Below are 12574 nucleotides of genomic sequence, written 5' to 3'. Positions count from 1 at the left end.
TCTCCTCGTTCGCCGCGCGGGCGCGTCCGCGCCGCGTCCGGCCGTCTTCCGTCTTCCCCGGCCTCGCGCCCGGCGCGCCGGATCCGCTCCGTGATCCCCTCCGCGCCCATTCAGCCCCTCCCCCGCGCCGCGATCTGCAGCACCCTGCGCGCCAGCGTCACGTCGGCGTCCTTCCTGCCCATCCTGGAGGCCGCCTCCGACATGGTGCCCACGCGATCGGGGTCGGACAGGATGGGCAGCACGTTCTGGACGATCCACTCCGCCGACAGCTCCGCGTCGTCGATCATCAGACCGCCGCCGCCCTGCACGATCGGGGTGGCGTTGAGCCGCTGCTCGCCGTTGCCGTGCGGCAGCGGGATGTACGCGGCCGGCAGGCCCACGGCCGTCATCTCGGCGCAGGTCATCGCGCCGCTGCGGCACAGGGCGAAGTCGGCCGCCGCGTAGGCCAGGTCCATCCGGTCGACGTACTGCAGCACGACGTACTGCGGGTCACCCGGCGGCGGCTCCTCCTCCAGGGTGTTCTTCAGGCCGATGACGTGCAGCACCTGCACCCCGGCCCGGCGCAGCGCGGGGGCGGCGGCCAGGGCCGCCCGGTTGAGCGAGCGGGCTCCCTGGGAGCCGCCGGTGACCAGCAGCGTGGGCAGGTCGGCCTCCAGGCCGAACCAGGACCGGGCCTTGTCGCCCATGGACAGCCGGTCCAGGTTGACGATCTCCCTGCGGAGCGGGATCCCGATGTGCTCGGCGCGGTTCAGCGGGGTGTCGGGGTGCCCGGTGAACACGTGCTCGGTGAGGCGCGCGCCCAGCCGGTTGGCCAGACCGGGGCGCGGGTTGGCCTCGTGCACCACGATCGGCACGTTGCGCCGCCGCGCCGCGAGGTAGGCGGGGGTCGCCACGTAGCCGCCGAAGCCGACCAGGACGTCGGCCCGGACCTGGTCCATGATGCCGGCGGCCGCGTTGATGGCGCCGGCCAGGCGGCCGGGCACGCTCAGCAACTGGGGCGTCAGGGCGCGGGGCAGCGGCACCGCGGGCACCAGCTGCAGGTCGTATCCCCGGGCGGGCACCAGCCTGGTCTCCAGACCGCGCTCGGTGCCGAGGCAGGTGATCCCGATGTTCGGGTCGAGTTGGCGCAACGCGTCGGCCAGAGCCAGCGCCGGTTCGATATGACCGGCCGTCCCGCCACCGGCGAGGACCACCCTCATGTCGGTCCTTTCGCTTATCGTCTTCCGCGGCCCGGCCGTCGTCTTCCGGCCGGACCACCCAGGCCAAGCCAGCTTAGGCCCCGCGCCACCGGTCCGGGGCCATGGGCCGCGAGAGCCTCGCGGGCGCCGGGCTCGTGCTTGGCGAACGACAGGAGCATGCCGAGGGCGGCGAGGGTGGGCAGCAGGGCCGATCCACCGTAGGAGACCAGCGGCAACGGGATGCCCGTGATGGGCAGCACGCCGATGACCGCGCCGATGTTGACGATCGCCTGGCCCGCGATCCAGGCGACCGCGGCGGCGGAGGCGAGCCTGACGAACGGGTCCTTGACCCTGGTCGCCACCCGCAGCCCCGCGTAGCCCAGCAGCCCGAACAGGGCCACCACGACGAGCGTGCCCATCAGGCCGAGCTCCTCGCCGAGGATGGAGAAGATGAAGTCGCTCTCGGCGTGCGGGATCCAGCTCCACTTCTGCCTGCTGGAGCCCAGGCCCAGCCCGAACCAGCCGCCGCTGCCGATGGCGATCTGTCCCTGCACGGCCTGGAAGCCCGAACCCTGGGCGTTGCCCCACGGGTCGAGCCACCCGGTGATCCGCTCCGAGCGGTACCCCTCCGTACTGATCATGACGATGGTCGCGAGCACGGCCACCGCGAGAATCCCGCCGAACAGCTTCAGCGGCGCCCCCACCACCCACAGCAGCGACAGGAAGATCATCATCAGCACCAGCGTGGTGCCCAGGTCGCTGCCCAGCATGACCATGACGGCCAGGATGGCGGTGCCCGGCATCAGCGGGATGAACAGGCTGCGCCACTCGATCAGGCCGTTGCGCGCCTTGCGGGCCAGCAGGTCGGCGCCCCAGAGCATCAGCCCGAGCTTGGCGGGCTCGGACGGCTGCAGGTAGATGGGCCCGAGGTCGATCCACCGCTGGGCGCCGAGCTGGGAGGTGCCGACGAACAGCACCAGCACCAGCCCGAGGATCGCCAGCGCCATCAGCGGGTATCCGGCGAGCCTGAAGAACCTCGGCGGCAGCTGCGCGCAGATCCACATCAGCGGGAGGCCGAGCGCGGCCGAGATCGACTGCTTGAAGAACCAGTAGAAGGGGTCGCCCATCTCCTGCAGCGCCTCGATGCTGGAGGCCGACAACACCATCATCAGGCCGAGGGTGAGCAGCAGGGCGCTGCACCCCAGGATCAGGTAGTACGAGGTCAGCGGCCGGTTGAGCAGCTCACGGAAGGCGAGCAGGTGCTCGCGGAACCCGTCGGGGCGCGCGGGCGCGCCCTCCCGGGCGGGCGCGCCCTTGTGGGCGGGCGTTCCCTTGTGGGCGGGTGCGCCTTCGTGGGTGGTCGCGCTCACGCCGCTCCCCCGTCGTGCCCCTCGGCGAGACGGTGCACGGCCCGGGCGAACGCCTCCCCTCGGGCGGGGTAACCGGCGAACATGTCCAGAGAGGCGCCGGCCGGGGCAAGCAGCACGGTGTCTCCGGGGGCGGCGAGCCTGGCGGCTTCGGTGACGACACGGTCCATGACCCCAGTGTCTTGCCCCGCGACCTCCACCACCGGAACATTCCCGGCGTGTCGCGCCAGAGCCTCGCGAATTCGCTCGCGGTCGGCGCCCAGGAGCACCGCGCCGCGCAGGCGGGGCGCGGCGCGGCGCACCAGCTCGCCGACGTCGGCGCCCTTGAGCTGTCCTCCGGCGACCCAGACGATCGACGGGTAGGCGGCCAGCGAGGCGGCGGCGGCGTGCGGGTTGGTGGCCTTGGAGTCGTCCACGTAGTCGACCTCGGCGACCCTGGCCACGTGCGCGATCCGGTGGGGGTCGGGCACGAAGTCCAGCAGCCCCTGGCGTACGGCGGCGGCGGGCACCCCGTAGGCCCTGGCCAGGGCCGCGGCGGCGAGCGCGTTGGCCACGTTGTGCGGGGCGAACGGGCGGACGTCGGCGAGCGAGGCGAGCTCCTCGGCGTTGCTCTCCGGCTCGGCCACGAACGCCCGGTCCACCAGCAGGTCCTCGACCACGCCCAGCTGGCCGGGCCGGGGCACCCCGAGGGTGAAACCCACGTTCCGCACCGCGCCGCCGCGCCCGGCCGCGCGCGCCGCGTCCTCGTACGGCGCGGCGAGGCGGGCCGCCCACTCGTCGTCGGCGTTGTGCACGACCGTCCCGGCCCTGGCGAAGATCTCCCCCTTGACGCGGGCGTACTCCTCCATGGAGCCGTGCCAGTCGAGGTGGTCGGGCGCCACGTTGAGCACCGCGGCCGCGTACGGGACGATGCCCGGCGCGCGGTGCAGCTGGAAGCTGGACAGCTCCACCGCCAGCACGTCCGCGGGCCCGGTGACGGCCTCCACCACCGGGGTGCCGACGTTGCCGACGGCGAGCGCCCGGTGGCCCGCGGCCGAGAGCATCGAGGTGAGCATGCGCACCGCGGTGGTCTTGCCGTTGGTTCCGGTCAGCGCCAGCCAGGGGGCGGCGCCCTCGGGGCGGATCCGCCAGGCCAGCTCGACCTCGCCGATCACCTCGATGCCGGCCGCCGCGGCGGCGGCGAGCAGCGGGTGGTGCGGCGGCCAGCCGGTGGTGACGATCAGGGAGGTGCCCGCGGGAGGTTCGGCGGGCTCGCCGAAGCGGACCTCGACGCCGAGCGCGGCCAGCTCACCGGCGATCGCCCTGGCCCGCTCGCCGTCCCGGCCCTCCAGGACGACGACCTTCTCGCCGCGCCCGGCCATCGTGCGGGCGACGGCGGTGCCCGAGACCCCCAGCCCCGCGACGCAGATCACGCGCCCTCCCCGGCCGCGCTCGTCCGCCTCGTCCGCTCGTTCACAGCCTGGGCATCCATTCCACGTAGAAGATCCCCAGCCCGGCGGCCGCGCACAGGGCGGCGATCAGCCAGAAGCGGACCACGATGGTCGTCTCGGCCCAGCCCTTCAGCTCGAAGTGGTGCTGGAGCGGGGCCATCCTGAAGACCCGTTTACCGGTCATCTTGAAGGATCCGACCTGAATGATCACCGACATGGTGATGAGCACGCACATCCCGGCGAGGATGATCAGCAGGAGCTGGGTCCTGGTGGTGATGGCCAGCCCGGCGAGCACGCCGCCCAGGGCCAGCGAGCCGGTGTCGCCCATGAAGATCTTCGCGGGCGGGGCGTTCCACCACAGGAACCCGACCAGCGCGCCGAGCACCGCGGCGGCGACCACGGCCAGGTCCAGCGGATCGCGGACCCAGTAGCAGTTGGGGCCGAGCTGGGTGGTGCAGCTGTTGCGCAGCTGCCAGTTTCCGATCAGCACGTACGAGGCCAGCACCACGCCGGTGGCGCCGCTGGCCAGGCCGTCGAGGCCGTCGGTGAGGTTCACCGCGTTGGAGAAGCCGACGATCATGATCAGCACCCAGATGATGAACCCGATGAGGCCGATGGAGGGACCGAAGTCCCTCAGGAACGACAGGCGCGTCTCGGCCGGGGTGATCAGGTAGGCGTTGGGGAAACGGGTCACCAGGACCGCGAAGACCGCGCCGACGATGAGCTGGCCCAGCGCCTTGGCACCGCTCCGCAGACCGAGGCTGCGCTGCTTGTAGATCTTGATGAAGTCGTCGAGGAAGCCGACCGCGCCCAGTCCCGTCATCAGGAACAGCACGAGGACGGCGGAGACCGTGGGGGGCGTGAAGCTGTACAGGTGGGCACAGGCGAAGCCGACCAGCGCGGCGATCACGATCACGGTGCCGCCCATGGTGGGGGTGCCGCGCTTGTCGTGGTGGCCGGAGGGTCCCTCCTCCCGGATGCTCTGCCCGTAGCCGCGCCGGGAGAACAGGCGGATCGCCAGCGGCGTGCCCAGCATGGACAGCAGCAGGCTGACCGCGGCCGCGACGAGGATCTCCCTCATCGGCGGTCACCTCCGAGCAGCGCCGCGGCCACGCGTTCGAGGCCCGCGGCGCGCGGTCCCTTGACCAGTACGACGTCTCCCGGTGCCAGCATCGCCGACAACTCCGCGCCCGCCTGGGCCGCGTCGGCGGCGTGCAGGACCTGGGTGGCGACCGGAACCCCGCCGCCGGCCGCGGCGTCCTCTCCGAACGCGGCGACGGGCGAGAGACGGCCGGCCGTGCCGGTGCCGGGCGGTTCGCCCGCGCCGCCGCCCGGCGGCTCCCCCGCCCCGTGGGGCGCCCCGTGCGGGGCGACCGCGTGCGAGACCGCTCCGGCGTGCGCGAGAGGGGCGGCGGGGACACCGGCCGGTACGGGTCCCGCGGCCTCCCGCGCGGCCCGTACGGCGGCCCTGGCCCCGGCCAGGACCGGGTCGGCGTCGGGACCGACGACGAACAGGCCCGTGAGGCCCGCGCCCCCGGCCAGGCGCCCCAGGCCCTCGTTGAGCGCGACGCTCTCGTCACCCAGCTCGCGCAGGGCGGCGACGACGGCGAAGCGGCGGCGGTCGCCCGCGAGCGCGTCCAGGGCGCCGAAGGCGGCCCGCATGGAGTCGGGGTTGGCGTTGTAGGCGTCGTTGATCACGGTCACGCCGTCCGCGCGGTCGGTGACCTCCATCCGCCAGCGGCTGCGGGGCTCGGCCTCCGACAGCTCCTCGGCGATGGTGGCGACCGGCAGGCCGAGCTCGTAGGCGGCCGCGGCGGCGGCCAGCGCGTTCTCCACCGCGTGCTCGCCGTACAGGCGCAGGCCGACCGGGGCGGCGCCCGAGGGGGTGCGCAGCGTGAAGGAGGCGCGTCCGCGCTCGTCGACGGTCACGTTCTCGGCCCGCACGGTCGCGCCCTCGGCCCGGCCGTACCAGGTGACGCGGGCGCCGGTGCGCCCGGCCATCGCGGCCACCAGCGGGTCGTCGGCGTTGAGCACGGCCACGCCCTCGGCGGGCAGCGCCTCGACCAGCTCGCCCTTGGCCCTGGCGATCTCCTCTTTGCCGCCGAAGACGCCCAGGTGGGCGGTGCCGACGTTGAGGACCACGCCGATCGTCGGCGGGGCGACGCGGGTCAGGTGCGCGATGTGCCCCGCGTTCCTCGCGCCGAGCTCCAGCACCAGGTAGCGGGTGTCCTCGCCGGACTTCAGCACGGTCAGCGGGTGGCCGATCTCGTTGTTGAACGAGCCGGTCGTGGCGACCGTCGGGCCGATCCTGGCGGTGAGCCTGGCCAGCAGGTCCTTGGTGGTGGTCTTGCCCGCGGAGCCGGTGAGGCCGATGACCGTGGTCGCCGGCAGGGCCGCGCAGACCGCGGTGGCCAGGGCCGTCATGGCGGCCACGGTGTCGCCGACGATGACGGCCGGGGCGTCGACGGGCCGGGAGGCCAGCACGGCGACCGCCCCGGCCGCGACGGCCTGGGCGGCGAAGTCGTGCCCGTCGACCCGTTCGCCCTTGATCGCGACGAACAGCGACCCCGGTTCGACGGCGCGGGAGTCGGTGACGACCGGGCCGCGCACCACCGCGCGTGGGTCGGCCATGCCCGCGAGGGCCCCCGAGGTGATCTCGGCGATCCTGGCCAGCGGCAACGGGATCATGATGCGTCTTCCCTACTCTCCATACGTGCTTCGGCGCCCGGTGCGGTTCCTGCGCCTGACGATCGCGTCGGCCACGACCTGCCTGTCGTCGAAAGGAAGCACCTGGTCGCCGACGTACTGGCCCTGCTCGTGGCCCTTGCCGGCCACGACGACGACGTCACCGAGACCCGCCCGGCCGATGGCCAGGTCGATGGCCGCGGCGCGGTCCGGCTCAATGATCACATGTGCGCGCCCGTCCTGGGACACGCCGAGAACTCCGTCCATCATCTCCGCGAGGATCCGCAGGGGGTCCTCGGAGCGGGGGTTGTCGCTGGTGAGAATAGCCACATCTGCCAACCTTGCGGCGGCTTCTCCCATCATTGGGCGTTTACCACGGTCACGGTCACCTCCGCAGCCGAGCACGACGATGAGCCTGCCCTCGGTGACCTCGCGCAGCGAGCGCAGGACCGACTCGACCGCGCCGGGCTTGTGCGAGTAGTCGACGATGGCCTGGAAGTCCTCGCCGCCGGGGACCCGCTCCATCCGGCCGGGAACCCCCGCCAGCGTACCGACGCCCGCCACCGCGGCCCGCAGCGGCACACCCGCCTCCACCAGCGCGACGATCGCGCCCAGGGCGTTGGCCACGTTGAAGGGCCCGGGCAGCGCGACCGACGCGGCCTCCTCGACGCCTCCGGGGCCCACGACCGTGAAGGTGCTGCCCTCGGGGCCCAGGCGCACGTCCACGGCCCGCCAGTCGGCCTCGACGGCGCCCTCGGCGGAGAAGGTGGTCATCGGGATCTTCGCGATGCCGCGGAGCTCCCGCCCGTGGGCGTCGTCGATGTTGACGACCCCCACGCGGCTCATCTCGGGGGTGAACAGCCGGGCCTTCGTCGCGAAGTAGTCGTCGAGGTCGCGGTGGAAGTCGAGGTGGTCCTGGGACAGGTTGGTGAACAGCGCCACGTCGTAGAACACCCCGTCGACCCGGCCGAGCGCCAGCGCGTGGCTGGAGACCTCCATGGCCGCGGCGGTGACGCCCCGCTCGCGCATCAGGGCGAACAGGGCCTGCAGGTCGCTGGCCTCCGGCGTGGTGAGCTTCGGGGTGAAGCGCAGCTCACCGACGTGGATCTCCACGCCTCCGACGAGCCCGGGGGTGTGCCCCGCGGCCCGCAGCCCGGCCTCCAGCATGAAGGTGACGGTGGACTTGCCGCTGGTGCCGGTGACCCCGACGACCATCACGTCCGCCACCGGGTTGCCGTACACCCAGGCGGAGACCTGCCCGAGCAGGGCGCGCGGATCGGGCACGACCAGGACGGGAAGGCCGGTCGCGACCGCGGCCCGCCTGCCCGCCTCGTCGGTCAGGATCGCGCTGGCACCCGCGGCGAGGGCCTGGGCGGAGAAGTCGGCCCCGTGGGCCGTGGCCCCCGGCAGCGCGACGTAGAGATCTCCCCGGCACACCTGGCGCGAGTCGATGGTGATCCCGGACACCGCGGCCAGCGGAGCGCGCGACGTGCCCGAGGGCGCGCCGATGAGGCTCGCCAGCCCCGAGAGCGGACGGGGTGAACTGGTTGAGGGTCGCATTGACGACGGGGGATGCACGGCGAGAGCGTACCTTCACTCGTCACTCTCCGGCGCGTATCCGCACCGGGGACGGCCTGGTTCCGGTCGGCGGGATCTTCCCGCTCTTCAACGCGAACGTCATCACCTTCTTGAAGACCGGGGCGGCGATCTCCCCGCCGTAGTGGCCCTCCTGGGGGTCCTGGAGGACCGCCAGGACGACCAGCCGGGGCTTGTCCGCGGGGGCGAAACCAACAAATGTCGCGGTGTATCCGCAGTAGCCCTGACATCTGGTGTCGTAGCGCATCGCGGTACCCGTCTTGCCCGCCACCCGGTAGCCGTCGATCGCGGCGAGGTTCCCGGTGCCCTCCTCGCTCACGGCGGCCTCCAGCATGGTGGCGACCTCCCGCGCGGTACGCTCGCCGACCACCCGGGTCTGCTTGCCCGGCGGGGACGGCGTGAACACGCCGTTCTCCCCGGTGGTGCCGGCCACGATCTGCGGGGTGACGCGCACCCCGCCGTTGGCGATGGTCTGGTAGACGCTGGCCGTCTGCAGCGCCGTCACCGAGACCCCCTGGCCGTACGCGATCGTGCAGCGCTGGCTGCCCGACCAGTTCTTCCAGTCGGGCAGGAGCCCGGCCTCCTCCCCCGGCAGCCCGGTGCCGGGCTTCGTGCCGAACCCGAAGCGCTGGAGCATCGAGTGGAGCTTCTCGTCGCCGATCTTCTGGGTGGCGAGGATCGTGCCCACGTTGCTGGAGGTCGCCACGATGCCGGAGAAGGTCAGGCGCTCGGTGGGGTGCGGGTGTGAGTCCTTCAGCACCCGGTCGGCGCACCTGATCTCGTCGTCGACCGTGAACAGGCTGTCCGGCCGCACGGCTCCCGACTCCAGGGCCGCCGCGGCGGTGATGACCTTGTTGGTGCTGCCCGGCTCGAACACGTCCGTGACCGACCGGTTGACCCGGTCGGCGCCGGGAGAGTTCATCCAGTTCCTCAGGTCGAGCTCGGGCGCGTTGGCCATGGCGATCACCCGGCCGGTCCGGGTGTCCATCACGATGGCGCTGCCGGTGCGCGCCCCGGTCGCCTTGACCTGCTCGCTGATCGCCTTCTGCGCGGCCCACTGGACGTCGCGGTCGATGGTGAGCCGCAGGTCCCTGCCCTCGACGGGCGCCCGGACGGTGCTGCGGGTCATCGGGATGCGCTGCCCCCTGGCGCCCGTCTCGATGATCTGCTCGCCGTCGCGGCCCGCGAGCAGCTTGTCGTAGGTGCTCTCCAGCCCGGCCAGCCCGGTGCCGTCGGTGCCGACGAAACCCAGCAAGGTGCCCGCCAGGTCGCCGCCCGGGTAGTCGCGCCGGTAGCGGTGCTTGCTGCCGACCCCCTTGAGGTCGTACGTCATGATCCGCTGGGCGAGCGCCGGGTCGACGGCCGCGGCGAGCTGCTGGTAGTGGCTGGTGCTCTGGGCCAGCTTGGCGGCGATCGACTCCTTGGGCGTGCCCAGCTCCTTGGCCAGGATCGTGGCCACCCGGTCGCGCTGCGCGGCGGAGACCTCGGACGGGTCCACGAAGATCTCGCGGGCCTCCAGGGTCAGCGCGAGCTCGTGACCGTTGACGTCGGTGATCGAGCCTCGTCTGGCGGGCAGCTTCTCACCCTGCACGCGCTGCTTGGCCGCCTCCGCCGTGTACACCTTCGAGTCGAGGCCCTGGAGCTGGATGAGCCGCCCCGCGAAGATGGACAGCACGAAGGTCATCGCCATCAGGCCGATGCCGATGCGCCTGCGGGGGTTGCCCAGGCGCAGCACCGCGGACGGGCGCGCCGGGGGCCGTGGCGGCCTGCCACCGCCGCCACGCGTCGCCGCGCGGGTGTGCTCGCGATCCCCGGGCCGCCCGGCCCCGCGCCTCGGCACGGACCGTACCCAGCCCAGCGGGTCCGGCGGCTCCTCCGAGCGCGAGGACCGCACCGGCCCGCGCGGCGCCTCGGGACCCGGCGGACCGCCCGGCCGGGAGGCGGAGGTCCTGCCCGGCGCCTCGGGGCGGGCGGGCCTGCCGGGAGCGCCGGGAACACCACCCCTGCCGTCCGGCCGCCCTCCCCTGCCCGGCCCGTCGGGAGCGGGCGGTCGCGCGCCGGAACCGGACCTGCCGGTGGGACCCGGCCTGCCCGGGGAACCGGACCTGCCGGACGGGCCCGCGGCCGACGGCCTCGACGGGGAGCCAGGCCTGCCCGGCCTGGCTGATTTGTCGTGTTTATCTGATCTGTCGGACCTGCTGGAACCTTCCGGGGCCGGCGGCCTGCCGGACCCGCCGGAGGCGGACGCCCGGCCGGATCCACCCGGCGCGGGTGGCCTGCCGGTTCCCCGTCCCTTACCGGGGCCGTCGGCCGGGGACGGCCGCCCCCTGGAGGAGCCCGGCCTGCCCGGCCCCTCGGCCCCCTGCCCCCTGCCGGAACCCGCGGGCGGCCTGCCCGAAGAGCCCGCCCCGTCGGCGGAACCCGCACGGCCGGCACCGGGCCTGCCCGACGAGCCGGACCTGCCCGGCCCCTCGGCCTCCCGCGCCCCCCCGGAGGAACCCGCACGGCCGGAACCTCCGGCGGCTCCCGAACCGGGGGTGCCCGGGGCCGGGGACCTGCGCGGGGCGGGTCCATGGGGGCCGCCGGGCACGCCGGGAGCCCCGGCGTCACCGGAACCGGGTCTTCCGGGCTTACCGGGAACGTCGGGGGAACCGCCGGGCCTGGCCGTACGGCCGGGGCCGCCGGGCGAGCGGCGGCCCGAGCCTCCGACCGGCCCTCCGGTGGAACCGCCGCGGCCCTGTCCAGGACCCGGGCCGCCGGTCTGGCCGCCGGTCTCCCTCACTGGCCCGTGCCCGGCGCTCGCTCCTGCCCCGCGGGCGTCTGGACGTCGCCGGCGACCCCGACGGCGGGCCTGTCGGGGTCGATGACGCGCGCGGTGTCCCAGTCGGGCCCCAGTCCCTGGAGCTCGTTGCTCCTCGCCACCGCGTCCGGCATCTCCCGCCGCATGTTGGCGCTCTTCTTGCTCTCCTTCTGGATGCGCAGGTCGCTGATCTCCTTGCGCAGCCCGTTGGCCCTGAAGGAGTCCTGGGCGAGCACGGCGTTCAGCAGCAGCAGGCTCACCAGGCCGCCGCAGAGCAGGCCGACCACGAGCAGCAGGAAAGGAGCCCTCGGCGGCCGGGCGCGACGGGCCGCGGGAGGCCCTGCGGCCCCGGGTGCCGCGGCCTTGACCTGCGCGGCCGAAGCGACGGCGGGCGCCGGCCTGGCCGGCCTGGTCCCGTATCCCTGCGGCACCGCGCGGGGGACGCGCACAGGGCGCGCGCCGCGGCTGGGCGCGGCGCGACGGACGTCTGTCTCACTCCTCGTCAACTGCCTCACGGATCCTCTCTGCCGCCCGACACCGGGCGGAGGCCGCCCGCGGGTTGCGGGCCACCTCCTCTTCGCTCGGAAGCTCGGCTCCCCTTGTCAGGAGCGCGAACCGCGGCTGGTGAGCCGGCAGCGGGACCGGCAGGCCGGGAGGGCCGGTGTCCCTGGTCCGCGCGGTGATGACCTGCTTCGTCAGCCGGTCCTCAAGGGAGTGGTAGGCGAGCACGACGACGCGCCCGCCCAGCGTCAATGCGTCGAGCGCGGCTGGGAGCGCGCGTTCCAGCGCCGTCAACTCCGCGTTCACCTCGATCCGCAACGCCTGGAAAGTCCTTTTGGCGGGGTTTCCCCCGGTCCTGCGAGTAGCGGCCGGGATCGCCGTCCTGACGATCTCCGCAAGCCGCTTGGTAGACGTTATGGCCTCCCTGGCCCTTTCCTTGATGATTAAGTGCGCGACACGCGGGGCGAATCGTTCTTCTCCGTAATCCCGCAGGATCCGGATCAGCTCGGCGGCCGGGTAGGTGTTGACCACGACCTCGGCCGTCAGCTCCTCGTCGCGGTCCATCCGCATGTCCAGCGGCGCGTCGTAGGAGTAGGCGAAACCCCGCTCGGCCTCGTCCAGCTGCGGGGAGGAGACGCCCAGGTCGAACAGCGCCGCGTCGACGCGAGGGTGACCCACCTCGGCCAGCACCTCGGGAAGCTCGTCGGAGACCGCGCGGACCAGCGTGATCCGGTCGGCGTACGGGGCGAGCCTGGCGGTGGAACGCTCGATGGCGGTGGGATCGCGGTCGATCCCGATCAGGTGGAGCGAGGGGTGCGCGGCGAGCAGCGCCTCGGCGTGACCGCCGAGGCCGAGGTTGGCGTCGACGAGGACGGGGGCGGGGCGGGCCAGCGCCGGAGCGAGCAACTCCAGCACCCGGTCGAGCATGACGGGGACGTGACCCCCGGGCGTTTGGAGATCATGGTTGTGGTTCTCGGCGCGCATGAAGCGCAACCCCCCTCTTTCCCGCCCCGTCCC

9 protein-coding genes are annotated in these 12574 nt (G+C 73.6%); all 9 read right to left on the bottom strand.

Annotation, left to right across the window (positions count from 1 at the left end):
- Nucleotides 1–110: 110 nt before the first annotated feature.
- Nucleotides 111–1199: an undecaprenyldiphospho-muramoylpentapeptide beta-N-acetylglucosaminyltransferase gene (gene murG, locus ACTOQ3_RS03585; RefSeq protein ID WP_440081972.1), complete on the bottom strand. Its 1089-nt coding sequence runs from the start codon at nucleotides 1197–1199 to the stop codon at nucleotides 111–113.
- A 14-nt stretch (nucleotides 1200–1213) separates the two neighbouring features.
- Nucleotides 1214–2548 carry a putative lipid II flippase FtsW gene (ftsW, locus tag ACTOQ3_RS03580; RefSeq protein ID WP_440081971.1) on the bottom strand — a complete coding sequence of 445 codons (1335 nt, stop codon included), beginning with the start codon at nucleotides 2546–2548 and terminating at the stop codon, nucleotides 1214–1216.
- Nucleotides 2545–3957 (bottom strand): UDP-N-acetylmuramoyl-L-alanine--D-glutamate ligase, encoded by a 1413-nt coding sequence (gene murD / locus ACTOQ3_RS03575; protein ID WP_440081970.1) that lies wholly within the window; start codon nucleotides 3955–3957, stop codon nucleotides 2545–2547. Before murD ends, ftsW begins: the two co-directional genes overlap by 4 nt.
- A 40-nt stretch (nucleotides 3958–3997) precedes the next feature.
- Nucleotides 3998–5056 carry a phospho-N-acetylmuramoyl-pentapeptide-transferase gene (gene mraY / locus ACTOQ3_RS03570; RefSeq protein ID WP_440081968.1) on the bottom strand — a complete coding sequence of 353 codons (1059 nt, stop codon included), beginning with the start codon at nucleotides 5054–5056 and terminating at the stop codon, nucleotides 3998–4000.
- Nucleotides 5053–6663, bottom strand: a complete 1611-nt coding sequence (locus ACTOQ3_RS03565; RefSeq protein WP_440081967.1) for a UDP-N-acetylmuramoyl-tripeptide--D-alanyl-D-alanine ligase — start codon at nucleotides 6661–6663, stop codon at nucleotides 5053–5055. Before ACTOQ3_RS03565 ends, mraY begins: the two co-directional genes overlap by 4 nt.
- A 12-nt stretch (nucleotides 6664–6675) precedes the next feature.
- Nucleotides 6676–8220 (bottom strand): UDP-N-acetylmuramoyl-L-alanyl-D-glutamate--2,6-diaminopimelate ligase, encoded by a 1545-nt coding sequence (locus ACTOQ3_RS03560; protein ID WP_440081966.1) that lies wholly within the window; start codon nucleotides 8218–8220, stop codon nucleotides 6676–6678.
- Nucleotides 8221–8260: 40 nt separating this feature from the next.
- A complete protein-coding gene (locus ACTOQ3_RS03555; protein ID WP_440081965.1) occupies nucleotides 8261–10096 on the bottom strand; it encodes a peptidoglycan D,D-transpeptidase FtsI family protein in 1836 nt (611 codons plus the stop codon).
- Nucleotides 10097–11034: 938 nt separating this feature from the next.
- A complete protein-coding gene (locus ACTOQ3_RS03550; RefSeq protein ID WP_440065092.1) occupies nucleotides 11035–11505 on the bottom strand; it encodes a hypothetical protein in 471 nt (156 codons plus the stop codon).
- A 43-nt stretch (nucleotides 11506–11548) separates the two neighbouring features.
- Entirely contained in the window at nucleotides 11549–12541 is a 993-nt protein-coding gene (rsmH, locus tag ACTOQ3_RS03545) for a 16S rRNA (cytosine(1402)-N(4))-methyltransferase RsmH (protein ID WP_362848776.1), read from the bottom strand.
- Between the last annotated feature and the right edge of the window lie 33 nt (nucleotides 12542–12574).

The sequence above is a fragment of the Streptosporangium sp. LJ11 genome, assembly GCF_051918945.1.
Lineage (GTDB): Bacteria > Actinomycetota > Actinomycetes > Streptosporangiales > Streptosporangiaceae > Streptosporangium.
This window is presented reverse-complemented; position numbering and strand designations above follow the sequence as displayed.